Genomic DNA, 26,117 nt, shown 5'->3' with positions numbered 1-26,117 from the left:
TCGATACCCACTGGCGCGAGGGGGTTTCGAGACGGCCTTGGCGGGCCTACTCGACCGGCGATGGTCGCGGCCCAGCGTGCTTGTCGGCGAAGGCCGTGACGGCCTCCTCGAGACCCGGATCCTCACCGCGGGCGAGGGCGGCGTACTCGAGCACGACCCGGCCGTCGGGCTTCGTAACGGCCTTGACCCACATGCGGCGCCTCGGCACGAACAGCGAGACGAGGAGTCCGCCGAGGATGAGCGACGCGAAGATGAGCACCCAGATCTGCGTCGGGTCGTGGTGGATGTCGAAGCTCGCGAAGCGCGGCACGCTCTGCGAATAGTCGCCTTCCGCGCCATCCGCAGTCTCGGCATCGGGCGACGAGTCCTCGAAGGTGACCGTGCCGAGGCCGTTCGGCAGCTCAGCGGTCTCGCCCGGCTTCAGTTCGATGGAGTCGACGCCGGTCTTGCCGCCGGTCAGCTGCTCCATGGTCGATGGGTCGAGCGTGTACACCGAGGTCGGCGTGCCGCCGTCGATGCCGAGGTCGCCCTCGTACACGTTGAGCGTGAGCACCGGCAGGATCAGGTCGGGGTAGTTCGACGTGTAGGCGCCCGAGTCGAGCCGCTCCTGCGTCGGGTAGAAGAAGCCGACCATGCCGAGCTGCTCGGGCATGCCGTCGGGCACCTTGACGACGCCGATCGAGGTGAGGTTCGCATCTTGCGGCAGGAACGGCACGGAGTCGGTGAAGACTACCTCGCCGTCGGCGTTCTTCACCGTGATCGTCGGGGCGTAGCCGTTGCCGAGCAGGTACACGTCGGTGCCGTGCGTGTAGAGCGGCTCGTTGACCTTGACGATCCGTTCCTCGGCCTCGCCGCCCTGCCCCTGCACGGTGACGTTCGCGGTGAAGTCGATGGGCTGGCCGATCGCATTCTGGTTCTGCGTCTCGTACACGGCATCGAGATCGTCGAGCGAGAGCCGGTAGGGCGTGAGCCGGGTGTCGTTGAAGAAGCGTCCGGGGTTGAACGAGTCGAACGCCGCGAGGGTGTTGACGAAGGTCTGCCCTTCGACGATCACGCGCTGGCCCGAGAATCCGAACCCGCCGCCGAACCCGACGGCGACGAGCACGCCGAGCAGGGCCGTGTGGAAGATGAGGTTGCCGGTCTCGCGCAGGTACCCGCGCTCGGCCGAGACCGAGGGCTCGCCGCGCAGCTCGTAGCGCTCGACGCGGTACCCGGCTTGGCGCAGTTGCTTCGCGGCGGCGTCGATCGCGGCATCCGCTGCCTCGTTGGTTGAGCTCGCCGAAACCGAGCTCGCCGAAACCGGGTCTGTCGCGATTTCGACAGGTTCAACCCGCAGCAAGGCGGCGTCGATCGCCTCCCTGCTGGTTGAGTTCGTCGAAACCGAGCTCGCCGAGGTTTCGGCAGGCTCAACCCGCAGCTCGCGCTCGGTGTACCCCGCGAGCCGCGACAACCGCACGGGCGTGCGCGGCGGTCGCGCCCGCAGCGCCTCGAGGTGATGCTTCGTGCGCGGGATGACGCACCCGATGAGGGAGACGAACAGCAGCAGGTAGATCGCGGAGAACCACGCCGAGGTGTACACGTCGAACATCTGCACGCTGTCGAGGATCGGCGCGAGCCTCGGGTTGTCGCTGAAGTACTGGGTGACGCCGTTCGGGTCGCTCGAGCGCTGCGGCACGAGCGAGCCGGGCACCGCGGCGATTGCGAGTAGCAGCAGGAGCAGGAGCGCGGTGCGCATGCTCGTGAGCTGCCGCCACGCGAAGCGCATCCAGCCGACGAAGCCGAGCTTCGGCTGGGTGACGGCGCCGTCCTGAGCCTGTCGAAGGGATGCGTCGGCGGCATCCTGCTCGACCGAGTCGATGTGGTCGGCGGGCCGCGAGGGCGCGCCGGGGTCAGATTGCGGGGACAAAACCCGTGATCACCGCCTGCAGTTCGTACATCCAGATGGACCAGATTCCCGACACCATGAGCACGCCGATGAGGATCAGCAGCGCACCGCCCGCGATATTGATCGTGCGGATGTGGCGGCGGAGGAAGGTGAGCGAACCCGTGACCCACCCGAAGCCCGCGGCGACGAGCAGGAACGGGATGCCGAGGCCGACGCAATACGCGAGGCCGAGCAGCACGCCGCGGCCGGCCGACGCGGAGTCGGCGCTGAGCGCGAGCACGACGGCGAGGGTCGGGCCGATGCACGGCGTCCAGCCGAGGCCGAAGACGATGCCGAGCAAAGGTGCTCCCGCGAGCCCGGTCGCCGGGCGCCACGACGGTTTGATTGTGCGCTGCAAGAACGTGAACTGGCCGATGAAGACGAGGCCCATGACGATGAGCAGCACGCCGGCGATGCGCACGATCACGTCGGAATACTGCAACAGCCACGCGCCTGCGACACCGGCCACGAGGTTGAACGACACGAAGACCACGGTGAAGCCCGCGATGAAGAGCAGCACCCCGAGCAGCAGGCGGCGACGGTTCTTGCGCTCGGTGGCGGCATCGGCCGAGGCATCCGTGAACCCGCCCAGATAGCCAAGGTATCCCGGCACGAGCGGCAGAACGCACGGCGAGAGGAACGAGACGAGACCCGCGGCGAGTGCGATCGGCATGGCTGCGAGCAACTGCCCGTTCAGCACGATCTCGCCCGCGCCCATGCGCTAGGCCTGCTCGGCGAGGAGGTCGTCGATAATCGTCTCGAGGATCGACGCGTCTTTCAGCTGGCCGAGCACGCGCGCGGCGACCTTGCCGTCTTGGTCGAGCACGATCGTGGTTGGCACTGCGGCCGGGGGCACGCGGCCGGCGAAGGCGAGCTGTGCCTCGCCGCTCTCAACGTCGAGCACCGACGGGTAGGTGATGCCGTAGTCCTTCTCGAACGCTGTCGCGTTCGCGGCCTGGTCGCGCACGTTCACGCCGGCGAAGCTCACGGAATCGGCGTCGATGCCCTCGTAGACCTCCTGCAGGATCGGCGCCTCGACGCGGCACGGCGCACAGCCCGCGTACCAGAAGTTGACGACCTGCACCTTGCCCGCGGCATCCGCCGAGTCGAAGCTCTCGCCCTCGACGGTCTCGCCGGTGAACTCGATGGGCTCGCCGCGACCGTCGGCGTCGTACACGGTGATCGTGCCGTCGCCCGCGATGTAGTTCTTGCCGCTGCCCTCGCGGAACTGGTCGGCGAGCGGGTCGCTCGTGCACCCGGTCAGCAGCAGGGCGGATGCCACGACCACCGCCGTCATCGACCAACGCTTGCGCATCACACTGCTCCTACATCCGTGGCCTCGGCGGAGAGCCCCGCCGCGGGGTCTGCGTATCCGACCTCGACGAACCGGTCGCCGCGGCGTTCGAGCGTCGTGATGCTCGAGAGCGCACAGCGTCGGCGACGGGGGTCGTGCGAGAGCGAGAGTCCGGCGAGCCGTCGGTGCACCATCCAGATCGGCAGCTGGTGGCTGACGATCACGACGTCTCCGTCGTCGGTCGCCTGCCAGGCGTCGCCGATCGCGGCGAGCATGCGGTCGGCGATCGAACGGAACGGCTCGCCCCAGCTGGGCTCCCATGGGTTCACGAGCAGCGGCCAGTTGCGGATGTCGCGGAGCGCGCCGTCTGGGCCGCGCATGCGCTTGCCCTCGAAGCGGTTCTCGGGTTCGATCACCCGCTCGTCGAGCGTCGGTTCGAGTCCGAACGCTGCGGCGACGGGTTCGGCCGACTGCTGCGTACGCTGCAGCGGGGAGGAGACGAGGGTGCTGACCGGGCGATCGCGTGCGAGGAGGTCGTCGGCGGCGGCCTGCGCCATGCGGCGACCGAGATCGGAGAGTCCGTAGCCGGGAAGTCGACCGTAGAGCACGCCCTGCGGGTTGAACACCTCGCCATGGCGCACGAGATGGATCTGCTCGGCCGGCACGGCTTCCAGTCTAGAGAGGCGTTCCCTTTGAATCCGCCGAGCGTCCTGCAGGTATCGACAAGCCGGGCACCCCGCGGGTTGAGCCTGCCGAAACCCAAACCCCCAAGACAAGCCGGGCACCCTGCGGGTTGAGCCTGCCGAAACCCAAACCCCCGAAGACAAGCCGGGCACCCCGCGGGTTGAGCCTGCCGAAACCCAAACCCCCGAAGCAGGTTTCGACAAGCTCAACCCGCAGAAGCCCCACAGGTAGGATGGTCGATCGTGAACACCCGCACCCTCGTCAAGAATCTCGCCGCCCTCCCCGACGGCCCTGTCACCGTGTCCGGATGGGTCGAGACCGTGCGAGATCAGAAGAAGGTGCAGTTCGTCATCCTTCGCGACGAATCGGGTGCGGTGCAGCTCGTGAACCCCGCGACGCGGGAGCTCGACCCCTCGCTCACTGAGCCTGTCGAAGTGTCCGCGGCATCCGCTCGCCTCGCGACGACCGAGGCCATCTCGGCGCTCTCACACGGCTCGTTCATCAGCGTGACGGGCGAGCTGAAGCACGACGAGCGCGTCAAACTCGGCGGCCTCGAGGTGAAGATCGCCGCGCTCGAGGTCATCACCGAAGCCAACCCCGAGACGCCGATCGCGCCCGATTCGAGCCTCGACAAGCGCATGGACTGGCGCTTCCTCGACCTGCGTCACCCGAAGCAGGCGCTCATCTTCCGCATCCAGACGACGTTCCTGCACGCGCTTCGCGGCGTCTGGGTCGAGAAGGGTCTCATCGAGATCCACACGCCGAAGCTCATGGCCTCGGCGTCGGAGTCACGTGCAGAGCTCTTCGAGGTCGAGTACTTCGAGACCAAGGCGTACCTCGCGCAGAGCCCCCAGTTCTTCAAGCAGATGGCGCAGGCGGCCGGCTTCGGCGGCGTCTTCGAGGTCGGGCCCGCGTTCCGCGCCGACCCGTCGTTCACCTCGCGGCACGCGACCGAGTTCACCTCGATCGACACCGAGATCAGCTGGATCGACTCGCACGAAGACGTCATGGCGCTGCATGAGGAGCTCATGGTCGCGGGCTTCGAGGCCGTCGTCGCCAAGCACGGCGCCGAGATCGCCGAGCTCTTCGGCATCGAGCTGCAGGTGCCGTCACGTCCGTTCCCGCGCATCCCGCTCGCAGAGGCGAAGCAGATCGTGGCCGACCGCGGCTACGTGATCCCCCGCGCCGACGACGACATGGACCCCGAGGGCGAACGCCAGATCTCGGCCTACGTGAAAGAGACGTTCGGGCACGACTTCGTCTTCCTCACCGACTACGCGTCGAGCATCCGGCCGTTCTACCACATGCGGCGCGTTGGCGAACCGAGCCTCACCAACTCGTACGACCTCATCTACAACGGCGTCGAGATCTCGACGGGTGCCCAGCGCGAGCACCGCATCGACGTGCTCACCGCCCAGGCCGTCGACAAGGGCATGGACCCTGAAGAGCTCGAGTTCTACCTCGACTTCTTCCGCTACGGCGTACCACCGCACGGCGGGTTCGGCATGGGCCTCGCGCGCGTGCTGATGCTCATGCTCGGCGAGCAGTCGATCCGCGAGACGACGTACCTCTTCCGCGGCCCGACGCGCCTGCTCCCCTGACCCGCGCCGTGCGCCCGCGGATGTTTCCGTTGGCGCGTCGTGTTTCCACTCGAGCGGGAACATCGAGCGCAAACGGAAACACCGGGCGAGCACTCGCCCGCAATCGCGAGTCGTAGGCTCGGAGGGTGACCGAGACGACTGCCATGATCCGCATCGAGGGCGGCACGTTCCGCATGGGCTCCGATGAGTTCTACGCCGACGAGACGCCCGTGCACGAGCGCGCGGTCGAGTCGTTCGAGATCGAGTTGCACCCTGTCACGAACGAGCAGTTCGCCGAGTTCGTCGAGGCGACGGGCTACGTCACCGTCGCCGAGCGGCCGCTCGACCCGGCCGACTTCCCGGGTGCCGACCCCGCCGACCTCGTGCCCGGCGGGCTCGTGTTCACGCCGACCGAGGGGCCGGTCGACCTGCGCGAATGGCGGCAGTGGTGGCGGTGGGGTGAGGGCGCGAGCTGGCGGCACCCGTTCGGCCCCGAGTCATCCCCTCGACAGGCTCAGGACGGCGCCCTTCGACAAGCTCAGAACAACGCCCTTCGACAAGCTCAGAACAACGCCGTCAACGACCGGCCCACCCACCCGGTCGTGCAGGTGAGTTTCGCGGATGCCTCGGCGTACGCGGAATGGGCCGGCAAGCGACTGCCCACCGAGGCCGAGTTCGAGTTCGCCGCCCGCGGCGGGCTCGAGGGTGCGCGCTTCGCGTGGGGCGACGAGGAGTTCCCCGACGGCAAGCTCATGGTCAACCGCTGGCAGGGCTCCTTCCCCTACCGCAACACCGGCGCCGAGGGCTGGGTGGGCACCTCTCCCGTGATGACGTTCCCGGCGAACGGGTATGGCCTCTTCGACGTGACCGGCAACGTGTGGGAGTGGACCACCGATTTCTACACCGCCCGCCACAACCCGCCCGGCGTCGAGGCGGTCGACGCCGAACGGCGGCCGAACCTGCTCGCCGCGGCATCCGCCGAATCGGGCTCGCGCATCCCGCGCCGGGTGCTGAAGGGCGGCTCGCACCTGTGTTCGCCCGACTACTGCCTGCGCTATCGCCCGTCGGCGCGGTCGCCGCAGGCAGACGACACGGCGACGACCCACATCGGGTTCCGCTGCGCGCGCGACGCGGTCTGAGCCGACTTGCACCGCGACCGCGCCGGATCGCACCAGCGCGCGCGACGCGATCTGAGCCGACTTGCACCGCGACCGCGCCGGATCGCACCAGCGAACGGGCGGGCACGGATTGGACGAACAGGCGCGCGCGGTCCCTGCGCTCAACCGATCTGGTGCCTCCCGGCGACTGCGTCGTCGAGCGTCGGGTAGGCGCGGCCCTCGCGCTCGAGGTTCGCGAACCAATCCCCGCGCCGCGCGAGGTCGGCCGCGGCCTCAGGCACGGCCGCGACCCTGAGCTCCACCCCTTGGTCGGCGAGCTCACGCTCGAGGTCGGCGAGGGTGTCGAGCACCGTGATCGAGACGATCACGAGCCGTGCGAGTTCGAGGGCGACGACGCGGATCCCTTCGCGATCGGCCACCGCGGCGAGCACCGCGTTCTCGTTCGCGAGCACGTTCGCCGTGTACAGAGGGCCCATGAGTCGCACGGGCAGCACCCCATCGACCGGCTCCTCGACGTCGACGCGCAGCCTGTTGAGTTCGCGCAGCACCACCGTGAGGGTCGCGACGACGCCGACCGCGACCGCGATGAGCAGCCCGGCGGTGATCCCGACGACGGCGGTCGACACCGCGATCCAGAAGTCGGATCGACTGATGCGCCAGAAGCGCACGAGCGAGCGGATGTCGATGAGCCCGGCCACGGCGACGAACACGATCGCCGCGAGCGTCGCCTGCGGTAAGAGGCTCAACACGGGTGCAAGGAACAGGGCGACGAGCAGCGCGAGCAGCACCGTCACGATCGAGGAGAGCTGGCTCTTCGCCCCCGCGCCCTGGTTGACCGCGCTCTGCGAGAAGCCGCCGGCGGCGGGCAGCACCTGGAAGAAGGAGCCGATGGCGTTGGCCGCGCCGGTTGCGAAGAGCTCCTGGTTGCTGTCGACCTGCGCTTCGCCGGGCTTGCGGATGGTTCGGGCGACCGCCGCGGACTCGAGGAACGCCATGACGGCGATGCCCAATGCACCCGGCAGCAGCGCACCGAGGTTCGCGAACGATGGCAACTCTGGTGCCGGAAACCCCTGTGGGACCGTCGCGATGCGTTCGACCCCGGCGTCGTGAAGACCGGTGAACGCCATGAGGAGGATGCCCGCCGCAACCACAATCAGCGGCCCCGGCACCCGCGGTGCGAAACGCTTCAACAGCAGCAGGGTCGCGATCGACCCGAGCGACAATGCGATCGTCGGCCCGTTCGCCGCGCCGACCGATTCGCCGACGGCGATGAGCGATGGGATGAACCCGTGCGCCGAGACATCCGTCGTCTCACCGAGCAGTTTCGGCAATTGCCCTGCGGCGACGGTCGCCCCGACGCCGATCTGGATGCCGACGATCGTCGCCTTCGAGATGTTCTCGACGAGGGAGCCGAGCTTGAAGAGCCGAGCGATCAGGAGGATGACGCCGACGAGCAGCGTCAGCGCCATGAGGTCGGGCACGGGGTCGCTAGAGCCCGCGGCCACGCCGGCCGAGACGAGCGTCGTGGCCGACAGCGTCGCAATCGTCGACGTCGTCGACACGCTCATCGCCCGTGAACCGCCGAGCATCGCGTAGACGAACAGTGGCACCATGCATGAGTAGAGCCCGATTTGCACGGGCAGGTTCGCGATCGTCGCGTACGCCATCGCCTGCGGGATGACGACGGCTCCGGCGGAGAGCCCCGCGAGAACGTCGGCCCCGAGCCATCCTCGCTGATAGCCCTGCAGCGTGGGGAACCACCATCGCCGACGGGCCGCGGTCGCGGTCGCGCGGGTCATCCGCCGGCCGGCTCGGGGAAGACCGTCGACCAGTCGCGCTTCACACTCACGACCGTGAAGCCATGATCGGATGCCGCGGCGAGCAGCGGACGTCGCCCGATGCGGGTCCAGATGCGCACGGGCTCGACCGGACCGTCGTAGGCCAGGTCGGGAGTCGGCAGTGACGAACGCTGCACATCGGACTTCTTGCTCACGGACAGCCCCTCCGTCTGGTCGGGCGACGGCGAGCAGCGGATGCCCCCTCGATCACCCTTCCCGCTCAGAAGCCGTCGCCCCCGGCGGCTTCGCCTCCACCGTGTCACAGCGGGCGCTACAAGACAATGGCGAGACAGTGAACCATCGGCGCCACGCGGATGACACGACGGTCAGAGCTGGCCGTCGGGCCGCACGGTCGAACGCAGGTCCCGAGTGGCTGGACCCTCGATGAGCCGGCCGGATGCTTCGAAGCGCGAGCCGTGCAAGGGGCAGTCCCACGTGTGCTCGGCGTCGTTCCACCGCACGACGCCGCCGAGGTGCGTGCAGATGGCCCGCACCGCGCACGTCTGCCCATCGACCGTCGACACCCCGACGGGCACCCCGCCGCGCGAGGCCACGACCCCCGCGCCTTCGGGCGGCCGCCGCACCGGTGACGCGTGCGCCTCCGCATGCGCCCATCCGGCGGCGAGTTCGCGCGCGACCTTCGCGTTCTCCGAGATCCCCCGTCCGAGATCGGCGGGCATGGTCGGCCGGCTGCCGAGCGTGCGAATCCACGGCCGATGCTCGTGCCACGGCTCGCCGAGGATCTCGGCGGAGATGCGCAGCGCAGCCGCCACTCCGTTCGTCAGCCCCCACTTCGCGTAGCCCGTCGCGAGCCAGACGCGACCGCGACCGCGAGGCATCCACCCGGCGAAGGGAATGAGATTCAGCGATTCGTAGTCCTGCGCCGACCAGCGGTGGGTGAGCTCGGCACCGGGAAAGTGGCGCTGCGTCCACTGCACCAGATCGTCGACGCGTGCGGCCGCCGACTCGACGCGCCCGACCGGGTGCTCGTTGCCGCTGACGATGAGCTGCAGCCCCGCGGCGCCGGACTCCGGATGCGTCGGCGCTGTTCGCACCGAGCGTGTCGGCGCATCGACGGAGAGGAAGAGCCCGGGCGGCGGCGGATCCCCGACGCGGAACGAGGCGATGTACGAGCGCGAGTGCCGCGTCTTCGCGAAGTAGAGTCCTCGGTCGAGGATGGGCGTCGCGGTGGCGACGACGACGTCGCGAGCCCGCAGCGCGCCGTCGTCGGTCTCGAGTACGACGGGATCCGACGCGTGCACGTCACGCACCCGCACACCGGTCATGAGCACGCCTCCGGCCTCGACGAACGCGCGAGCCAGCTCGAGCACGAGCCGGTACGGGTCCAAGGCGAGCTGCCCCTCGAGGGCGACCGCCCCGGCGAACGGGAACTGCACCGGCATCCGTTCGATCATCTCGACCGGCAGCCCGGCTTCGCGCGCCGCATCGAACTCGGCGAGCACCGTCTTCAGACCACGCTCCGACTGCGCATAGCTGTAAGCCGGTTCGGTGGCGAACGGCAGGTCACGTTCTCCGACGAATTCGGCGATCCAAGCCTGCCCATCGAGGTTCGCCTGGACGTACGCCCGCGTGACCTTCGCCGAGTGCGAACGGCGGATGCGCTGCAGCCTCGCGCCCTGCAGCACGCTGGCCTTGCCCGTGTTGGCACCCGACGCGAGCGCCGCGACCTCCGTCGCCTCGACGACCACCACGGTTCGGCCGGTGCGCTGGAGCATGAGCGCGGTCGAGAGGCCCGTGATGCCGGCGCCGACGACCGCCACGTCGACGGTCCCGGCTGGAATCGACCGGCCGGATGTGAGCGCCGTCGGCTCGGCGTCTGCGCCTGCGTGCGCCGCGGCCTTCCAGTAGGAGGTCATGCTGCCAGTCAAGTCCCGGTGGGGTGGCCCCGCAACGGGCTTGACTGATCCCCGAATGACGGTAGGGGCTGTTCAGTCCGCGAGCAGCGCCGTCTTCAGTCGCACCGGGTCGATGTGCCAGTAGTTGTGCACGACGCCGTCGATGAGCAGCACCGGGATGTCCTCGGCGTACCGGGCCCGCAACCCCTCGTCGTCGAGAATGGAAAGCTCATCGAGGTTGATGCGGGACGCGGCATCCATTGGCTCGATCTCGGCCATCACGCCCTGCACGACCACTCGTGCGTCGTCGCACAGGTGGCAGCCGGGCTTGCCGATGAGCGTGAGTTGGATGTCGCGAGCCATGCTTCGATCGTATGGCCACCCGACTCTGTTCCCTGAGCTTGTCGAAGGGAGCGTGCGCTTCGACAAGCTCAGCGAACGACAAGCTCAGCGAGCTCCCTCCGGGTACAGCGAAAAGCGCCAGGCCTCGGGCCTGACGCTCAGCCTGTATTGCGAAGGACTACTTCTTGTTGCGACGCTGGTGACGCGTCTTGCGAAGCAGTTTGCGGTGCTTCTTCTTCGCCATGCGCTTGCGGCGCTTCTTGATGACGGAACCCATCAGAACCTCACAGAAAAGATCAATTCGGTCGCGCGTGCCGCGGCCGGTGGCCAGAAAGCCTCGGGGGTAGTCTACCGGATCCGCGCGGCCGCCCTCGCCCGATGAGTTAGCGTCGAGGGATGCCGCACCACGACATCGTCATTCGCACCACCCGGGAATCCGACTGGCAGGCCGTGCGAGCGCTGCGTCTCGAGATGCTGCGCGACTACCCGTTGGCCTACGGCGAGACGCTCGCGTCGGCCCTCGACGTCGAGGAGTCGGTCTGGCGGCTTCGCGGTGCCCGGGGCACGACGGCGGGCCAGACTTCGATCGTCGCGATCGACGGCGAGCGCTGGATCGGGCACATGGGCGGCTACATTCCGGATGCCACATCGGGTCCGTTGCTCGTCGGCGTGTACGTCGCTCCCGACCACCGGGGCGACGCCGCTGGCGTCTCACGCCAGCTCCTCGACGCGGTCGAGGACTGGGCGCGCGGCTTCAGCGACACCCTTCGGCTCGAGGTGCACGAAGACAACCCCAGGGCGATCCGGTTCTACGAGAAGCTCGGGTTCACTCGTACCGGCCGCAGCCGCGAATACGATCTGGAGCCCGGCGGTCTCGAGCTCGAGATGATCAAGCCGCTGCGATGACGCCCGCCTGCAGGTTGAGCCTGCCGAAATCCACTACGGCAGACTGACGACATGGAATTCGTCGACATCTTGCTCATCATCGCGATCGTCGGCACCGGCCTCGTCGCCGGCGTCTTCTTCGCGTTCTCGGGGTTCGTCACGCAGGGTATCGGCCGCTTGCCAGCTGCAGATGCCGCGAGGGCCATGCGCGAGATCAACGTGACCGCGGTGCGGGCCCCGCTCATGCTCGCGATCTTCGGCACAGCCCTCGTCGCGGCGGTGCTCGCCGTGCTCGCCTTCCTCAGTGAGCCCGAGGGCACCGCGTGGTGGTCGATCGCCGGCGCTGCCCTCTACCTCGTCGGCGTCGTGGGCGTCACGGGCGGCGCGAACGTGCCCCGCAACAACCGGCTTGCTGCGCCATCCCACACGGATGCCGCGGCGCTCGCGGCGGCATGGCAGGCGTTCCGCCCCGGGTGGCTCGCGTGGAATCACGTGCGCACGTTCACCGCGACGGCCGCATGCCTCGCGTTCGTGCTGGCCCTCACCCCCGCAGGATGAGCTTCTGCGGGTCGAGCTTCTGCGGGTCGAGCTTGTGCGGGTCGAGCTTCTGCGGGTCGAGCTTCTGCGGGTTGAGCTTCTGCGGGTTGAGCTTGTCGAAACCCACTCAGCAGGCGGGTTTCGACGAGCTCAACCCGCGTGCGCCTCAGCGGCGCTTCTTCGGGCCGACGACCGCGGTGACCTGGTGAGCGGTCTCGGCGAACGCCTTGCCGATGGCGGCCGCGAACGCGAACTGCTCGGTGTTCAGCGGCTCGTCGTCGTGCGCCCCGACGCCCGCGAGTGTGGCAGCGTCAGCCGCGGCATCCGTCGACACGAATGGAATCAGCCAGTCTTCGAGTGCCTCCAGCGGCGTGCGGTCGAGCTTGTAGTACCGGTGCTGGCCCTCTTCGCGCACCGCCACGAGACCCGACTCGCGCAGCACCTTCAGGTGCTTGGAAACCGTCGGCTGACTCGCGCCGAGCGCGGTCACGATCTCGGACACACTGATCTCGCCGCCCGAAGATGGCACCGCGCCTTCGCGCTCGAGGAGAACGGCGAGGATGTCGCGCCGCGTCGAGTCCGCCACCACGTCGAAGATGTCCGCCATGCCCCAAGGCTAGTCACTCACGGCGGGGAGTACCATGACTCACGCGTTCGGTGACGGCACAGAGGGGGCTTGATGCGCGCACAGCCGATAGGCCGTCTTGGTCGTGTCGACCGCCGGTCTGCTCTCGGCAAGGTACGCGACGCGGTCGACGGGCTCATGAAGCACTCCCCGTCGCGATTCGCGATTCTCATCTTCGCGGCCCTCATCGTCGTGTTCACCGTGTTGTTCTCGCTCCCGATCGCGAGCGCCGACCGCCAGATCACGCCGTTGCACGATGCCGTGTTCACCGCGGTGTCGGTCATCTGCGTCACGGGCCTCACGACCGTCGACATGGCCACGCACTGGTCGCCGTTCGGCAACGCACTCGTGTTCATCGGCGTCAACATCGGCGGCGTCGGCGTGCTGACCCTCGCGTCGATCCTCGGCCTCGTCATCTCTCGGCGGCTGGGCCTCCGGGCCAAGCTCATCGCCGCGAGCGACTCGAACCCGTCGCGCATCCACGTCGGCCCGGTCTCCGAACGGCAGGCCGTGCGCCTCGGCGAGGTCGGCGGGCTGCTCGCGACGGTCGCCATCAGCGCCTTCGTCATCGAAGTGATGATCGCAATCGGCATGATCCCGAGCATGCTCGCTGCGGGATACGACGCCTGGCACTCGTTCTGGTACAGCTTCTACTACTCGGCCATGGCGTTCACGAACACGGGGTTCAACCCGAACCCCGGCGGTCTCGATCCGCTCATCGGCGACTACTGGTTCCAATCGCTCCTGATGCTGGGCGTCTTCCTCGGCAGCCTCGGGTTCCCCGTGATCTTCGCGCTGGCCCGGGCCTGGCGGCATCCGCATCGTTGGAGCGTGCACGTCAAGCTCACGCTCACGACGACCACGATCCTCTTCGTGCTGGGCGCAGCGATGTTCCTACTGCTCGAATACGGCAATCCCAAGACCTACGGGCAGCTCGACGCCGGACCGACGGTCTTCCAATCGTTCTTCATGTCGATGATGACGAGATCGGGCGGATTCTCGACGATCAACATGCACGACCTCAACGGGTCGAGCCTGCTCGTCTCCGACATGCTCATGTTCATCGGTGGCGGATCGGCATCGACCGCCGGCGGCATCAAGGTCACGACGCTCGCCGTGCTCTTCCTCGCCGCATTCGCCGAGGCGAGGGGCGCGCCCTCGATGGAGGCGTTCGGCCGGCGCATCCCGCGCGACATGCTGCGATTGTCGGTCAGCGTCGTGCTCTGGGGTGCGACGATCGTGGCCGTCTCCTCGATCGCGATCCTGCAGATCACGAAGCAGCCGTTCGACTACGTACTGTTCGACGTCATCTCGGCGTTCGCCACGTGCGGCCTGTCGACCGGGCTCACGGCCGAGCTGCCGCCAGAGGGCGTTTACGTCATGGCGGCCACGATGTTCATGGGGCGGGTTGGTACAGTGACACTCGCCGCAGCCCTGGCGGCGAGCCAGCGCCGGCAGTTGTTCAAGCGTCCGGAAGAGAGGCCCATCGTTGGTTGATCGAATCAGGCACGACGCCCCAGTGCTCGTGATCGGCCTCGGCCGGTTCGGAGCCGCCACCGCGGGCCAGCTCGACCGGCTCGGCCGCGAGGTGCTCGCCGTCGACGAGAGCGAAGCGCTCGTGCAGAAGTGGTCGGAGCGGGTGACGCACGCCGTCGTCGCCGATGCGAGGTCGATCGATGCGCTGAAGCAGATCGGCGCGCAGGACTTCTCGATCGCGGTGTGCGCGGTCGGGTCGTCGATCGAGGCATCCGTGCTCATCACGGCGAACCTCGTCGACCTGAAGATCCCGCAGATCTGGGCGAAGGCGATCTCGGCCTCGCACGGCAAGATCCTGCAGCGCATCGGCGCGAGCCATGTGATCTATCCCGAGCGCGAAGCGGGCGAACGCACGGCGCATCTCGTGAGCGGGCGCATGCTCGACTTCATCGAGTTCGACGACGACTTCGCGCTCGTGAAGATGTACCCGCCGAAACCGATCCGCGGCAAGAACCTCACCGAGTCGGGTGTGCGTTCGAAGCACCGGGTGACGGTCGTCGGCGTGAAGAGTCCCGGAAAGCCGTTCACGTACGCGACCGAGAACACCGTGGTCTCCAACCACGACCTCATCATCGTGTCGGGTACCGAAGGCGACATCGAGCGGTTCGCAGCGCTGGAATAGCTCGAGGCGACGACCGGGATGCCCCGCCTCGGGCCGCTCGTCAGCCGACGAACATCAGCACGAGGCCGATGACCGCGGCGAGCGCGGCGATGCCGATGAGCACGATTCCGACGATGCGGAGCACCCGGCGACCCGTCGGCGGCTCGTGGAGTCGCAGCCGATACGGCTCCCGCTCCTTGTAGTAGGCCGGCTCCTCGTCTGGGCGGGTCACGTGCGCCCGCTCCTCGGCGCTGAGCGTCCGCGACTGGAAGCCGTCGTCGGTGAACCACCGTACGACACTGCCCTCATCGCCGTCGACGACGACCGCCTCGGTGCGCAGCCAGCGCCCATCGGCGAGGCGGATGAGCAGGGCGAGCAGCAAGAAGACCAGCCCCCCGGCGAGCGCGAACCATCCGATCACCTCGACGATGAGCGAGACGACTTCTGCAGCACTCATGAGGCAACGCTACTGCTCCGGAGCAGGCTGATCCCGCAGCTCGGTTCTGCGGGTTGAGCCTGCCGAAACCCACACTCTGCGGGTTGACCCTGCCGAAACCCATGTTCTGCGGGTTGAGCCTGTCGAAACCCATGTTCTGCGGGTTGAGCCTGCCGAAACCACACTCTGCGGGTTGAGCCTGCCGAAACCACAGTCTGCGGGTTGAGCCCGCCGAAACCACAGTCTGCGGGTTGAGCCTGCCGAAACCACAGTCTGCGGGTTGAGCCCGCCGAAACCCATCACGCCTCAACACCAGTATTCGACGGCGCGTCCCCCACCGGTGCGCACTCGCCGATCGAATCGACTCGCCTCGGATGACACCATCGGGCCATGCCTTTCATGTACATCCTCGAGTGCGCCGACGCCAGCTACTACGTCGGCAGCACTCGTGGTCTCGAGCACCGGCTCGAGCAGCACACCGCCGGCGTAGTGCCGTCGTACACGAGCACGCGCCTTCCCGTGCGATTGGCCTACGTCGAAGAATGGGCGCACATGCACGAGGCCTATGCGCGTGAGAAGCAGGTGCAAGGGTGGAGCCGGGCGAAGCGACGTGCGCTCATCGACGGACGGATGGACGATCTGCCTGGGTTGAGTCGTCGGCGAGAGGGCTGAGGGTCTGGGTTTCGACAGGCTCAACCCGCAGAACACAACGTCAGGTTTCGACAGGCTCAACCCACAGAACATGGGTTTCGACAGGCTCAACCCACAGAACATGGGTTTCGACAGGCTCAGCCCACACGACGTGGGTTTCGACAGGCTCAACCCGCAGAACATGGGCTTCGACAGGCTCAACCCGCACGACGGGCGTGAGGGGAGTGTAGGGATGCCGCGGGCGGGCGTTAGGGATCCATGAGGATCGGCCCCGCGGCATCCGCTCGGGTGTTGCATCGTCTCTGCCGGTTGAGCTTGTCGAAACCTGCCCGCACGCCGCGCCCGCGGCACGCGGAACTCCCGAACCTGGAGTCTTCGTGCTCGACGTCGTCTACCTTCTCGGCATCATCGCCGTGTTCGTACTCGTCGGCCTCATCGCCAGGGGGGTCGAGAAGCTGTGATCTTCTTCGAACTCCTCGCTGCCGCGTTGGGTGTCGCCGCTGTGGTGTACCTCGTGTACGCCCTCGTGAAACCTGAGCGGTTCTGATGGCCGTGCTGTTCGCCGTGCTGCAGGCGGCCACCCTCGCCCTGATCCTCGCTCTCATCTACCGCCCACTCGGCGACTACATGGCGCGCCTCTACTCGAGCGACCGCGACTGGAAGGTCGAACGAGGCCTCTACCGCCTCATCGGCATCGACCCGCGTGCCGAGCAGTCGTGGCCCGCATACCTCCGCGGCGTGCTCGCGTTCTCGGTCATCGGACTGTTGTTCGTCTACATGCTGCAGCGCGCCCAGGCCGTGCTGCCGTACTCGCTCGGCCTGCCAGCCGTTCCCGAGGGCCTGTCGTTCAACACCGCGGCGTCGTTCGTCGCGAACACGAACTGGCAGTCGTACTCTCCCGAGCTCACGATGGGCTACACCGTGCAGCTCGCCGGCCTCGCGGTGCAGAACTTCGTTTCGGCCGCCGTCGGCATCGCCGTGGCGATCGCCCTCGTACGGGGCTTCGCCCGTCGCGGCTCGGGCACGATCGGCAACTTCTGGGTCGATCTGTTCCGTGGCTCGTTCCGCCTGCTGCTGCCGCTCTCGGTGGTCGGCGCGATCGTGCTCGTCATCGGCGGCGTCGCGGCGAACTTCAACGGCTTCACCGAGATCACGACACTCGCCGGCAACCCGCAGAACCTGCCCGGTGGCCCGGTCGCCTCGCAAGAGGTCATCAAGCTGCTCGGCACCAACGGCGGCGGCTTCTTCAACGTGAACTCCGCCCACCCGTTCGAGAACCCGACCGCCTGGACGAGCCTCTTCCAGAACGTGCTCATGCTCGCGATCCCATTCGCGCTGCCGCGCACCTTCGGCAGGATGGTCGGCTCGAACAAGCAGGGCTACGCGATCCTCGCGGTCATGGCGACGCTCTTCGTGGTCTCGCTCACCGCACTCAGCGCGCTCGAGGCGGCCGGTAACGGCACTGCCCCCGAACTCGCCGGCGGCGCACTCGAGGGTAAGGAAGCACGCTTCGGCATCTTCGGTTCCACGCTGTTCGGTTCGACCTCGACACTCACCTCGACGGGCGCCGTCAACTCGATGCACGACTCGTTCACCGCGATCGGCGGCATGATGCCGATGCTCAACATGATGCTCGGCGAGGTCGCCCCCGGCGGCGTCGGTTCGGGTCTCTACGGCATGCTCATGCTCGCGGTCATCACCGTGTTCATCGCGGGCTTGCTCGTCGGCCGCACACCCGAGTATCTCGGCAAGAAGATCGGCCCGCGCGAGATCAAGCTCGCGAGTCTCTACATCCTCGTCACGCCGACGCTCGTGCTCGTGGGCACCGCACTCTCGTTCGCGATCCCCGCGATCCGGGCCGACGTCGAAGCGACGTCGATCTGGAACCCGGGCATCCACGGCATGAGCGAAGTGCTCTACGCCTTCACGAGCGCCTCGAACAACAACGGCTCGGCCTTCGCCGGACTCACGGCGAACACGCCCTGGTTCAACACGGCGCTCGGTGTCGCGATGCTGCTCGGCCGGTTCATCCCGATCGTATTCGTGCTCGCCCTCGCCGGATCCCTCGCGGCACAGGACAGGGTGCCCGCGACCGCCGGCACCCTCCCCACCCACCGGCCGCAGTTCGTCGGCCTCCTGGTCGGTGTGACGGTCATCGTGACCGCCCTCACCTTCTTCCCCGTTCTCACGCTGGGTCCCCTGGCGGAAGGGCTGAACTGACATGTCCACCATCACCTCCCCGACGTTCCCTGAGCCCGTCGAAGGGCCTGAGCCCGTCGATGGAACCGCTTCGGCAAGCTCAACGAGCTCAGCGAGCGACAAGCCGAAGGGCGCGTTCAGTGCGGCCCAGTTGCTCGCCGCCGTGCCCGGCGCGTTCCGCAAGCTGGACCCTCGTCAGATGTGGCGGAACCCCGTCATGTTCATCGTCGAGGTGGGCGCCGCCCTCACCACGGTGCTCGCGATCGCCGAGCCGCTGCTCGGCGGGCCGGGATCTTCGGGCGGCACCGCCGTGCCGCTCACCTTCACCTGGGGCATCGCCGTCTGGCTCTGGCTCACCGTGCTCTTCGCGAATCTCGCGGAGTCGGTCGCCGAGGGCCGCGGCAAGGCGCAGGCCGACACACTGCGGCAGACCCGCACGTCGACGACCGCGCGACTCATCTCGAACTACGACGCGGCGACGGATGCCTCGGCAGAGCGCGCCTCGATCAGCGACGTCTCCTCGGCCGACCTCACGCTCGGCGACACGGTCGTCGTGACGGCGGGCGAGCTGATCCCGGGCGACGGCGACATCGTCTGGGGCATCGCCTCCGTCGACGAGTCCGCCATCACGGGTGAGTCGGCGCCGGTCGTGCGTGAATCAGGAGGGGACCGCTCGGCTGTCACGGGTGGCACCCGGGTGCTCTCAGACCGCATCGTCGTGCGCATCACCTCGAAGCCGGGCGAAACCTTCGTCGACCGCATGATCGCGCTCGTCGAGGGCGCCTCACGCCAGAAGACGCCGAACGAGATCGCGCTGAACATCCTGCTCGCGAGCCTGTCGATCATCTTCGTGGTCGTCACGCTCACGCTCAACCCGATCGCCTCGTACGCGGCGACCACGGCCTCGATCCCGGTGCTCGTCGCCCTGCTCGTCTGCCTGATCCCGACGACGATCGGCGCACTGCTCTCGGCGATCGGCATCGCCGGCATGGACCGGCTCGTGCAGCGCAACGTGCTCGCGATGTCGGGCCGTGCCGTCGAAGCGGCCGGCGACGTGACGACGCTCCTGCTCGACAAGACCGGCACGATCACGTACGGCAACCGTCGTGCCAGCGAGTTCGTGCCGATGCCGGGCGTGCCGATCTCCGAACTGGAGCGTTCGGCGGCGCTGTCGTCGCTCGCCGACCCGACCCCCGAGGGTTCGTCGATCGTCGAGCTCGCGGCGGAGCGCGGCATCCGCTTCGACCCTTCGACAGGCGCAGGGAACACAGCAGGCGAGGTCGTGCCGTTCACGGCGCAGACCCGCATGTCGGGGCTCGACCTGCCCGACGGGTCGAGCATCCGCAAAGGCGCCGGCTCCGCGGTGATCGCCTGGGTCGAGGCATCCGGTCGCATTCCCTTGACAACCCTCGATGAGCTGGAGCAGCGCGTCGAGGCGATCTCGAACAGTGGCGGTACCCCGCTCGTCGTCGCCCTTCGACAGGCTCAGGGACCGAACGGAGAAGACGGCGAGGCGCGCATCCTGGGCGTCGTGCACCTCAAGGACATCGTCAAGGACGGGCTCACCGAACGGTTCGCCGAGCTCCGTGCGATGGGCATCCGCACCGTGATGATCACGGGTGACAACCCGCTCACCGCGAAGGCCATCGCGGCCGAGGCCGGCGTCGACGACTACCTCGCAGAAGCCACCCCCGAAGACAAGATGGCGCTCATCAAGCGGGAGCAAGCGGGCGGCAACCTCGTCGCGATGACCGGCGACGGCACGAACGACGCCCCTGCGCTCGCGCAGGCCGACGTCGGTGTGGCGATGAACACGGGCACGTCGGCCGCGAAAGAGGCCGGCAACATGGTCGACCTCGACTCCGACCCGACGAAGCTCATCGAGATCGTGCGCATCGGCAAGCAATTGCTCATCACCCGCGGCGCACTCACGACGTTCTCGATCGCCAACGACCTCGCGAAGTACTTCGCGATCATCCCGGCGATGTTCGCCGGGATCTTCCCGGGGCTCGCGGTGCTGAACATCATGCAACTGCACTCCCCCGCCTCGGCCATCCTGTCGGCGATCATCTTCAACGCCCTCGTGATCGTGGTGCTCATCCCACTCGCGCTGCGCGGCGTGAAGTACAAGCCGGGCGGAGCCTCCGCGATCCTGAGCCGCAACCTGCTGATCTACGGCCTCGGCGGCATCATCGCCCCCTTCATCGGCATCAAGCTGATCGACCTCGTCGTCAGCCTCATTCCCGGGTTCTAGGCCCGGGTTCCAACCCATCCGCTGGTCGAGTAGCGAGCGCAGCGAGCGTATCGAGGCCCGGCACTCGGTCTCGATACGGCCCCGCGGGCCCACTCGACCAGCGAGAACTTCGAAAGGACAACACCATGAGCTCCACTCGCACCACGGTCCGCACCCACTGGGTGGCGGTTCGCGCGATGCTCATCTTCACCGCCGTGCTCGGCGTGGCCTACACGCTCGTCGTCACGGGCATCGGCCAGCTCGTACTGCCGGCACAGGCGAACGGCTCGCAAGTCACAGTCGACGGTGAAGTCGTCGGCTCGAGCCTGATCGGCCAGTCCTTCGCGGATGCCGACGGCGAGCCTCTGCCCGAATGGTTCCAGTCGCGTCCGTCGGCCGCCGGTGACGGCTACGACGGTGGCGCCTCGAGCGGCAGCAACTGGGGACCCGAGAACGCCGACCTGATCGCCGCGATCGGCGACCGAAAGGCCCAGATCGCCGCGTTCAACGGAGTCTCCGAAGCGGATGTCCCTGCCGACGCGGTGACCGCCTCGGCCTCGGGTCTCGACCCGCACATCAGCCCGGAGTACGCCCGCCTCCAGGTGGCGCGCGTGGCCGAGGCGCGCGACCTCACCGAAGCCGACGTCGAGGCGCTCGTGGAGTCTAGGATTCAGGCACGGGACCTCGGTTACCTGGGCGAACCGACCGTGAACGTGCTGCAGCTGAACCTCGCGCTAGCCGAGCTCGGCTGAGGAGGGCTGAACGCATGAGACGGGGGCGGTTGCGAGTGCTCCTCGGCGCCGCTCCCGGCGTCGGCAAGACGTACACGATGCTCGAAGAGGGCAAGCGTCTCGCCGCCGAGGGCAACGACGTCGTCGTGGCGTTCGTGGAGACCCACGGGCGCCGCGCGACGGCTTCGATGGTCGAGGGACTCGAGGTCGTCCCCCGCCACACCGTGACGCACCGCGGCATGGCACTCACCGAGATGGACCTCGACGCCGTGCTCGCGCGCAAGCCCGGGATCGCGCTCGTCGACGAGTTCGCCCACACCAACGCCCCCGGCTCGCGCCACGCGAAACGCTGGCAAGACGTCGATGAGCTGCTCGACGCCGGCATCGACGTCATCTCGACCGTCAACACGCAGCACATCGAATCGCTCGGCGACGTCGTGCTGCAGATCACCGGCGTACCGCAGCGCGAGACGATCCCCGACCAGGTGCTGCGCGGCGCCGACCAGATCGAAGTCGTCGACCTCGCTCCGCAAGCGCTTCGCGACCGCCTCTCGAGCGGACTCGTCTACCCAGCCGAGCGCATCGATGCGGCACTCTCCAACTACTTCCGGCTCGGCAATCTGACCGCGCTGCGGGAGCTCGCGCTGCTTTGGCTCGCCGACGAGGTCGACTCCGCGCTGAAGGCCTACCGCGCCGAGCACGGCATCGACCGCAAGTGGGAGGCGCGCGAGCGCGTCGTCGTCGCCCTCACCGGCGGCCCCGAGGGCGAGACGCTCCTGCGGCGCGGTGCCCGCATCGCCTCGCGCTCATCGGGCGGGGTGCTCATCGCCGTGCACGTCACGAATCCCGACGGCATGCGGGCGCGGCATCCGGGCGCCCTCGATGCGCAGCGCACGCTCGTCGAACAGCTCGGCGGCACCTTCCATCAGGTCGTCGGCGAAGATGTGCCGCAAGCGCTCGTCGAGTTCGCGAGATCAGCGGATGCCACGCAGCTGGTGATCGGCGTCAGCCGCAGGTCTCGGCTCGCCGCCGCCTTCTCGAGTCCGGGCATCGGTGCGACGGTCATCCGAGAGTCGGGTGACATCGATGTGCACATCGTCACCCACGCGGCTGCCGGCTCCGGCATCTCGCTGCCGAAGCTCGGCGGCGCGCTCAGCCGCAAGCGGCTCGTCGTCGGCTTCGTCGTGGCGCTCGTCGCCGGCCCGCTGCTCAGCTGGCTGCTCGCGACCTTCCACACCGAGACGTCCATCACGAGCGACGTGCTCGCCTTCCAACTGCTCGTCATCGTCGTCGCCCTCATCGGTGGCATCTGGCCGGGGCTGTTCGCGGCGGTGCTGTCGGGAATCACCCTGAACGCGCTGTTCGTCGAGCCGCGGTTCACCCTGACGATCCACGACCCGCGGCAGTTGCTCGCCCTACTCTTCTACGTCGCGAACGCCCTGCTGGTGAGCTACGTCGTCGACCAGGCTGCGAGACGCACGCGCATCGCCCGGCGCGCAGCCGCCGAGTCGCAGCTGCTCGCCTCCATCGCCGGCAGCGTGCTGCGCGGTGAAGACGCCCTGCAGGCCATGGTCACTCGCACCCGCGAGGCGTTCGGCCTCACCGGAGTGCGCCTGCTCGTCGACGGTGAGACGAGGGTCGCCGATGGCGAGCCGGCCCGCGACGACCGGGTCACGAACGTGCCGGTCGGCACACGCGGCGTGCTCGAACTGCATGGCCAGGACCTCGAGGCATCCGAACGCCGCCTGCTGCAGGTCATCGCCTCGCAGATCGACGCCGCGATCGAGCACGGCGCGCTGTCTACCGCGGCGTCGGCGGCAACGGCGCTCGCCGAGACCGACAGGGTGCGCTCGGCGCTCCTCGCCGCGGTCGGCCACGACCTGCGGCGACCGCTCACCTCGGCGTCGGCCGCGGTGAGCGCCCTGCAGTCGAGGGAGGTCGATCTGCCGGCCGCCGAGCGCGACGAGCTGCTCGCGACCGCGTCCGAGAGCCTCGATGCCCTCGCCGAACTCGTCACGAACCTGCTCGACGTGAGCCGCGTGCAGGCCGGCGCGCTCGCCGTCATGCTCGCCCCGACCGAGGTCGCCGACGTCGTCTTCCCGGCGCTCGATGAGCTCGCACTCGGCCCCGGCGAGGTCGAACTCGATCTCGCCGACGGGCTCGAACCGGTGCTCGCCGACGGCGTGTTGCTGCAGCGGGTCGTCGTGAACCTGCTCGCGAACGCCGTGCGGCACAGTCCGCCCGGCGAGCGTGTGCGCGTCGCGGCGAGCTCGTTCCAGGGCCGCACCGAACTGCGGGTCGTCGACCGCGGACCGGGCATCCCGACCGAACGCCGCGACGAGGTGTTCACGCCGTTCCAACGGCTCGGCGACACCGACAACGACTCTGGCCTCGGCCTCGGCCTCGCCCTGTCGAAGGGGTTCGTCGAGGGAATGGACGGCACACTGGAAGTCGACGACACCCCCGGCGGCGGCCTCACCATGGTCGTCACCCTGCCGTCGGCCCCGACCACCGAGGAGGCGCGATGAGGATCCTCCTCGCCGACGACGACGCCCAGCTGCAACGCGCCCTCCGCATCACGCTCGCCGCGCGCGGCTACGACGTCATCGCCGCACGTGACGGTGCCGAGGCGATCGATCTCGCGGCGAACGCCCACCCTGATCTCATCCTTCTCGATCTCGGCATGCCGAAGGTCGACGGCATCGACGTGATCCGCGCCGTGCGCGCGTGGTCGAAGGTGCCGATTCTCGTGCTCTCGGGCCGCACCGACTCGGCCGAGAAGGTCGACGCGCTCGACGCCGGCGCCGACGACTATGTGACGAAGCCCTTCGCCATGGACGAGCTGCTCGCCCGCATCCGCGCCCGTGCACGGTCGACCACCGGCGAGGCGGATGCCGCGGCGTTCACCATCGGGGCGCTCACCGTCGACCTCGCCGCGAAGACCATCAGGTCGACGGATGCGTCGGGGCGCGCGACATCCGTACGCCTCACGCCGACGGAGTGGCGCCTGCTCGAGCTGTTCCTCATGAACCCGGGCAAACTGCTCACCAGACAGATGCTGCTGAGCGAGGTGTGGGGGCCGTTCCACGCGAACGACGCCGGCTACCTGCGCCTCTACGTCGCCCAACTGCGACGCAAGCTGGAGCCGACACCGTCGGAGCCGCGCTTCTTCTTCACGGAGCCCGGCATGGGCTATCGCTTCGAGCCGGGCGCCGCTGGTTGAGCCTGCCGCAGGCCGCCTGCTGAGCCTGGCGAATCAGCGCCAGGTTTCGGCACGCTCAACCGACAGCCCTCGACATCCACCGGTTCGGCACGCTCAACCGACAGACCTCGACATCCACCGGCTTCGGCACGCTCAATCCATAGCTTTCGACCCGCGCAACCGGCCACCTGCCGCTCGCTCTGACCGCGCGTTCAGGCTGCAGCGACCCGAGGGGCTGGCGAGGCATCGGCCCAGTCAACCGGCAACCGTCGATTGCCGGGGCGTGGTCGCTGCTGCGGGTCGATGTACACCGGAGGCGTGAACCACGTCTGCGCGTCGCGGATGGTGATGATCCAGCCGTCGTCATGGACGCGGTGGTGGTGATGCGAGCACAGCATGATGCCGTTCTCGATGTCGGTGCGGCCTCGATGCCGCTTCCACCACCGGATGTGGTGCGCCTGCGCGTGCGAGGGCGGCCGCTCGCACGCGGGCCAAGCACAGCCGCCGTCACGTTCGACGAGTGCGATCTTCTGCGCCGAGGTAAAGAGGCGGGCGGCACGGCCGAGCTCGAGTGGATCGCTGCGGTTGCCGAGCAACAGGGGGCTGACTCCCGCTGAAAGCGCCAGTTCACGCGCGGTCGCGACCGATACCGGTTGGTCGATGCCGTCAATGGTGGCGTGCCCTCGCCCCGACCCCAACGCCTGAGCTGAGACGCGGGCGACGACCGTGACCTGGCGAAGCGCCGCGGGCGCGTTCTTCGCCCCGAGCGACAGGCGAGCGATGTCGGCCAATGCGTCGGCATTCATCTGGGCGATCGTCCGTTGCTCATCGAAGATCGGGTCGACACCGTCGACACCGTCGACACCGTCGGCATCTGTCGTCTCATCGGCAGCAGTCGCATCGCCGGCAGCCGTCGTATCGTCGGCATTCTTTGCACGGTCGAAATGGTCGCGCTCACCGGGGCCGGCAACGAACCCGCGTTTCGCATCGCGGGCCCGGCGGAGCTCGGCACCGACGAGCGCTTCGATGGCGAGTTTGACTGGCGCGCCGTTGGCCGGATCGAATGCGCCCTGCAGTTGGATCATGCCGGCGCGATCCTCCCAGATGCGAAGCCCACGGTTCGCACGCAACTCGTCTTCTCTCGGCTTCACGCCGTCGGGGTCGAGTCGTGCCTGCAGCTGCTTGATGAGTCGCACGAGACCGTCGACGCCGACGAGCGGGGCCCGCTCCACGAGAAACCGCTCGGCCTCGTCGAGTTCGGCTCGATCGGTACGAAGTGCGACGCCATCGAGGAATCGACGAATCGTCTCTGCGGCATCGACGCACACTTCGCCGGCATTTAGCCCCACGGCCAGATGCGGATGCCGAGCCGGGAGGGTCTCACCCGTGAACGATGCTCGCGATGCGGTGGCCTCACCGACAGCCACGAGCTTCGCGGCGTCGCTGTAGCGGCCGCCGGTGACCGTCGCGATCAGCCGCGCGGGAGATGAGTACCCGTGCCGGCGAGCAACGTCGTCGTCACCGCCACTGCGCGACCGAGCGGCGAGTTCGGCAGCGCACTTGGCCTGCAGCGCTTGTACACGGCGTGCCAGCTCGGCCAGCGATTCGGTCACGCGCACCAGGCCGTCGCCACTCATGACCCGAACATCGACCCCGGATTCGGTCGACTCGCCCAGCAACGCGCCGGCCCAGATGCCATCGGCCTCAGCGCACGCCGACCGCAACTCGGTGAGTGCGGCGGTCGTTGCTGGCATGCCTCATTCTATCGCAGATTCAGACAGGAATGGAAGATGTATTCGATTGAATTCACGCTTGAATCTCATCCTTTCGGATCTATATTCGAAT

26 protein-coding genes are annotated in these 26,117 nt (G+C 68.2%); 13 read left to right on the top strand and 13 right to left on the bottom strand.

Features of this window, described 5'->3' with window-relative positions:
• Positions 1–46: 46 nt before the first annotated feature.
• From resB to AC1C2T_RS05850, 4 genes are read right to left on the bottom strand one after another with little or no spacing between them, the layout of a single operon-like run.
• Positions 47–1,906, bottom strand: a complete 1,860-nt coding sequence (resB, locus tag AC1C2T_RS05865) for a cytochrome c biogenesis protein ResB (protein ID WP_495384580.1) — start codon at positions 1,904–1,906, stop codon at positions 47–49.
• On the bottom strand, positions 1,890–2,642 hold the full coding sequence (locus AC1C2T_RS05860) for a cytochrome c biogenesis CcdA family protein (RefSeq protein ID WP_495361188.1): 753 nt from the start codon (positions 2,640–2,642) through the stop codon (positions 1,890–1,892). Before AC1C2T_RS05860 ends, resB begins: the two co-directional genes overlap by 17 nt.
• Positions 2,643–2,645: 3 nt before the next feature.
• Positions 2,646–3,239, bottom strand: a complete 594-nt coding sequence (locus tag AC1C2T_RS05855; protein WP_495384579.1) for a TlpA family protein disulfide reductase — start codon at positions 3,237–3,239, stop codon at positions 2,646–2,648.
• Positions 3,239–3,883, bottom strand: coding sequence for a histidine phosphatase family protein (locus AC1C2T_RS05850; RefSeq protein ID WP_495384578.1), 645 nt, complete (start codon positions 3,881–3,883; stop codon positions 3,239–3,241). The genes AC1C2T_RS05855 and AC1C2T_RS05850 overlap by 1 nt, the downstream gene beginning before the upstream one ends.
• A gap of 261 nt (positions 3,884–4,144) precedes the next feature.
• Between AC1C2T_RS05850 and aspS the strand changes: the two genes are divergently transcribed.
• Positions 4,145–5,503, top strand: coding sequence for an aspartate--tRNA(Asn) ligase (gene aspS / locus AC1C2T_RS05845; RefSeq protein ID WP_495361191.1), 1,359 nt, complete (start codon positions 4,145–4,147; stop codon positions 5,501–5,503).
• A gap of 125 nt (positions 5,504–5,628) precedes the next feature.
• Positions 5,629–6,621, top strand: coding sequence for a formylglycine-generating enzyme family protein (locus AC1C2T_RS05840; protein WP_495384577.1), 993 nt, complete (start codon positions 5,629–5,631; stop codon positions 6,619–6,621).
• A 140-nt stretch (positions 6,622–6,761) separates the two neighbouring features.
• Here AC1C2T_RS05840 and AC1C2T_RS05835 read toward each other — a convergent pair whose 3' ends face one another.
• The 5 genes from AC1C2T_RS05835 to AC1C2T_RS05815 all read right to left on the bottom strand — a co-directional run bounded on the left by AC1C2T_RS05835 (position 6,762) and on the right by AC1C2T_RS05815 (position 10,913).
• Positions 6,762–8,399, bottom strand: a complete 1,638-nt coding sequence (locus AC1C2T_RS05835) for a SulP family inorganic anion transporter (protein ID WP_495384576.1) — start codon at positions 8,397–8,399, stop codon at positions 6,762–6,764.
• Positions 8,396–8,593, bottom strand: coding sequence for a hypothetical protein (locus AC1C2T_RS05830; RefSeq protein ID WP_495384575.1), 198 nt, complete (start codon positions 8,591–8,593; stop codon positions 8,396–8,398). The genes AC1C2T_RS05835 and AC1C2T_RS05830 overlap by 4 nt, the downstream gene beginning before the upstream one ends.
• Before the next feature lie 171 nt (positions 8,594–8,764).
• The gene (locus AC1C2T_RS05825) at positions 8,765–10,315 is read right to left on the bottom strand and encodes an FAD-dependent oxidoreductase (RefSeq protein ID WP_495384574.1); all 1,551 of its coding nucleotides are present in this window, start codon (positions 10,313–10,315) and stop codon (positions 8,765–8,767) included.
• Between the two features lie 72 nt (positions 10,316–10,387).
• Positions 10,388–10,657: a glutaredoxin family protein gene (locus tag AC1C2T_RS05820; RefSeq protein ID WP_495361196.1), complete on the bottom strand. Its 270-nt coding sequence runs from the start codon at positions 10,655–10,657 to the stop codon at positions 10,388–10,390.
• A gap of 157 nt (positions 10,658–10,814) precedes the next feature.
• Positions 10,815–10,913 carry a 30S ribosomal protein bS22 gene (locus AC1C2T_RS05815; protein ID WP_003792170.1) on the bottom strand — a complete coding sequence of 33 codons (99 nt, stop codon included), beginning with the start codon at positions 10,911–10,913 and terminating at the stop codon, positions 10,815–10,817.
• A 119-nt stretch (positions 10,914–11,032) separates the two neighbouring features.
• Here AC1C2T_RS05815 and AC1C2T_RS05810 point away from each other — a divergent pair, with 119 nt between their 5' ends.
• The gene (locus AC1C2T_RS05810) at positions 11,033–11,542 is read left to right on the top strand and encodes a GNAT family N-acetyltransferase (protein ID WP_495384573.1); all 510 of its coding nucleotides are present in this window, start codon (positions 11,033–11,035) and stop codon (positions 11,540–11,542) included.
• A gap of 51 nt (positions 11,543–11,593) precedes the next feature.
• Positions 11,594–12,079 carry an anthrone oxygenase family protein gene (locus AC1C2T_RS05805; RefSeq protein WP_495384572.1) on the top strand — a complete coding sequence of 162 codons (486 nt, stop codon included), beginning with the start codon at positions 11,594–11,596 and terminating at the stop codon, positions 12,077–12,079.
• Here the strand turns inward: AC1C2T_RS05805 and AC1C2T_RS05800 are convergent.
• Both AC1C2T_RS05800 and AC1C2T_RS05795 read right to left on the bottom strand, forming a co-directional pair.
• Positions 12,063–12,185 carry a hypothetical protein gene (locus tag AC1C2T_RS05800; RefSeq protein WP_495384571.1) on the bottom strand — a complete coding sequence of 41 codons (123 nt, stop codon included), beginning with the start codon at positions 12,183–12,185 and terminating at the stop codon, positions 12,063–12,065. The two genes, AC1C2T_RS05805 and AC1C2T_RS05800, sit on opposite strands and share 17 nt — an antisense overlap.
• Before the next feature lie 39 nt (positions 12,186–12,224).
• The gene (locus tag AC1C2T_RS05795) at positions 12,225–12,665 is read right to left on the bottom strand and encodes an ArsR/SmtB family transcription factor (protein WP_495361200.1); all 441 of its coding nucleotides are present in this window, start codon (positions 12,663–12,665) and stop codon (positions 12,225–12,227) included.
• 72 nt (positions 12,666–12,737) lie between these two features.
• On the opposite strand from AC1C2T_RS05795, the gene AC1C2T_RS05790 reads away from it, so the two are divergent.
• Together AC1C2T_RS05790 and AC1C2T_RS05785 are read left to right on the top strand one after the other, a co-directional pair.
• The gene (locus AC1C2T_RS05790) at positions 12,738–14,180 is read left to right on the top strand and encodes a TrkH family potassium uptake protein (protein ID WP_495384570.1); all 1,443 of its coding nucleotides are present in this window, start codon (positions 12,738–12,740) and stop codon (positions 14,178–14,180) included.
• Positions 14,173–14,841, top strand: a complete 669-nt coding sequence (locus AC1C2T_RS05785) for a potassium channel family protein (RefSeq protein ID WP_495384569.1) — start codon at positions 14,173–14,175, stop codon at positions 14,839–14,841. Before AC1C2T_RS05790 ends, AC1C2T_RS05785 begins: the two co-directional genes overlap by 8 nt.
• Before the next feature lie 40 nt (positions 14,842–14,881).
• On the opposite strand, the gene AC1C2T_RS05780 is transcribed toward AC1C2T_RS05785, so the two are convergent.
• Positions 14,882–15,277 carry a hypothetical protein gene (locus AC1C2T_RS05780; protein WP_495384568.1) on the bottom strand — a complete coding sequence of 132 codons (396 nt, stop codon included), beginning with the start codon at positions 15,275–15,277 and terminating at the stop codon, positions 14,882–14,884.
• Positions 15,278–15,646: 369 nt separating this feature from the next.
• Here AC1C2T_RS05780 and AC1C2T_RS05775 point away from each other — a divergent pair, with 369 nt between their 5' ends.
• From AC1C2T_RS05775 to AC1C2T_RS05745, 7 genes are all read left to right on the top strand, one after another.
• Positions 15,647–15,928, top strand: a complete 282-nt coding sequence (locus AC1C2T_RS05775) for a GIY-YIG nuclease family protein (protein WP_495361204.1) — start codon at positions 15,647–15,649, stop codon at positions 15,926–15,928.
• 436 nt (positions 15,929–16,364) lie between these two features.
• Positions 16,365–16,454, top strand: a complete 90-nt coding sequence (locus tag AC1C2T_RS05770) for a potassium-transporting ATPase subunit F (protein ID WP_022891167.1) — start codon at positions 16,365–16,367, stop codon at positions 16,452–16,454.
• Positions 16,454–18,127, top strand: coding sequence for a potassium-transporting ATPase subunit KdpA (kdpA, locus tag AC1C2T_RS05765; RefSeq protein WP_495384567.1), 1,674 nt, complete (start codon positions 16,454–16,456; stop codon positions 18,125–18,127). Before AC1C2T_RS05770 ends, kdpA begins: the two co-directional genes overlap by 1 nt.
• Before the next feature lies 1 nt (position 18,128).
• On the top strand, positions 18,129–20,360 hold the full coding sequence (gene kdpB / locus AC1C2T_RS05760) for a potassium-transporting ATPase subunit KdpB (RefSeq protein ID WP_495384566.1): 2,232 nt from the start codon (positions 18,129–18,131) through the stop codon (positions 20,358–20,360).
• 125 nt (positions 20,361–20,485) lie between these two features.
• The gene (kdpC, locus tag AC1C2T_RS05755; RefSeq protein ID WP_495361207.1) at positions 20,486–21,091 is read left to right on the top strand and encodes a potassium-transporting ATPase subunit KdpC; all 606 of its coding nucleotides are present in this window, start codon (positions 20,486–20,488) and stop codon (positions 21,089–21,091) included.
• A 14-nt stretch (positions 21,092–21,105) separates the two neighbouring features.
• A complete protein-coding gene (locus AC1C2T_RS05750; protein ID WP_495384565.1) occupies positions 21,106–23,598 on the top strand; it encodes an ATP-binding protein in 2,493 nt (830 codons plus the stop codon).
• Entirely contained in the window at positions 23,595–24,293 is a 699-nt protein-coding gene (locus AC1C2T_RS05745) for a response regulator (protein ID WP_495361209.1), read from the top strand. The genes AC1C2T_RS05750 and AC1C2T_RS05745 overlap by 4 nt, the downstream gene beginning before the upstream one ends.
• A 191-nt stretch (positions 24,294–24,484) precedes the next feature.
• On the opposite strand, the gene AC1C2T_RS05740 is transcribed toward AC1C2T_RS05745, so the two are convergent.
• Positions 24,485–26,026, bottom strand: coding sequence for a DUF222 domain-containing protein (locus AC1C2T_RS05740; protein WP_495384564.1), 1,542 nt, complete (start codon positions 26,024–26,026; stop codon positions 24,485–24,487).
• Between the last annotated feature and the right edge of the window lie 91 nt (positions 26,027–26,117).

The organism is Agromyces sp. Y558, assembly GCF_059445415.1.
Note: the sequence above shows the minus strand (reverse complement) of the source record. Positions and strands in the feature narration are given on the sequence as shown.

What these genes read in the sequence shown, in the direction of transcription:
- AC1C2T_RS05835 (WP_495384576.1), bottom strand. Translation starts at nt 8,399, where the DNA reads ATGACCCGCGCGACCGCGACCGCGGCCCGTCGGCGATGGTGGTTCCCC.
- AC1C2T_RS05825 (WP_495384574.1), bottom strand. Translation starts at nt 10,315, where the DNA reads ATGACCTCCTACTGGAAGGCCGCGGCGCACGCAGGCGCAGACGCCGAG.
- AC1C2T_RS05750 (WP_495384565.1), top strand. Translation starts at nt 21,106, where the DNA reads ATGAGACGGGGGCGGTTGCGAGTGCTCCTCGGCGCCGCTCCCGGCGTC.
- AC1C2T_RS05815 (WP_003792170.1), bottom strand. Translation starts at nt 10,913, where the DNA reads ATGGGTTCCGTCATCAAGAAGCGCCGCAAGCGCATGGCGAAGAAGAAG.
- AC1C2T_RS05790 (WP_495384570.1), top strand. Translation starts at nt 12,738, where the DNA reads ATGCGCGCACAGCCGATAGGCCGTCTTGGTCGTGTCGACCGCCGGTCT.
- AC1C2T_RS05820 (WP_495361196.1), bottom strand. Translation starts at nt 10,657, where the DNA reads ATGGCTCGCGACATCCAACTCACGCTCATCGGCAAGCCCGGCTGCCAC.
- kdpB (WP_495384566.1), top strand. Translation starts at nt 18,129, where the DNA reads ATGTCCACCATCACCTCCCCGACGTTCCCTGAGCCCGTCGAAGGGCCT.
- AC1C2T_RS05795 (WP_495361200.1), bottom strand. Translation starts at nt 12,665, where the DNA reads ATGGCGGACATCTTCGACGTGGTGGCGGACTCGACGCGGCGCGACATC.
- kdpC (WP_495361207.1), top strand. Translation starts at nt 20,486, where the DNA reads ATGAGCTCCACTCGCACCACGGTCCGCACCCACTGGGTGGCGGTTCGC.
- AC1C2T_RS05745 (WP_495361209.1), top strand. Translation starts at nt 23,595, where the DNA reads ATGAGGATCCTCCTCGCCGACGACGACGCCCAGCTGCAACGCGCCCTC.
- AC1C2T_RS05805 (WP_495384572.1), top strand. Translation starts at nt 11,594, where the DNA reads ATGGAATTCGTCGACATCTTGCTCATCATCGCGATCGTCGGCACCGGC.
- AC1C2T_RS05855 (WP_495384579.1), bottom strand. Translation starts at nt 3,239, where the DNA reads ATGCGCAAGCGTTGGTCGATGACGGCGGTGGTCGTGGCATCCGCCCTG.
- AC1C2T_RS05775 (WP_495361204.1), top strand. Translation starts at nt 15,647, where the DNA reads ATGCCTTTCATGTACATCCTCGAGTGCGCCGACGCCAGCTACTACGTC.
- AC1C2T_RS05740 (WP_495384564.1), bottom strand. Translation starts at nt 26,026, where the DNA reads ATGCCAGCAACGACCGCCGCACTCACCGAGTTGCGGTCGGCGTGCGCT.
- kdpA (WP_495384567.1), top strand. Translation starts at nt 16,454, where the DNA reads ATGGCCGTGCTGTTCGCCGTGCTGCAGGCGGCCACCCTCGCCCTGATC.
- AC1C2T_RS05860 (WP_495361188.1), bottom strand. Translation starts at nt 2,642, where the DNA reads ATGGGCGCGGGCGAGATCGTGCTGAACGGGCAGTTGCTCGCAGCCATG.
- AC1C2T_RS05810 (WP_495384573.1), top strand. Translation starts at nt 11,033, where the DNA reads ATGCCGCACCACGACATCGTCATTCGCACCACCCGGGAATCCGACTGG.
- AC1C2T_RS05780 (WP_495384568.1), bottom strand. Translation starts at nt 15,277, where the DNA reads ATGAGTGCTGCAGAAGTCGTCTCGCTCATCGTCGAGGTGATCGGATGG.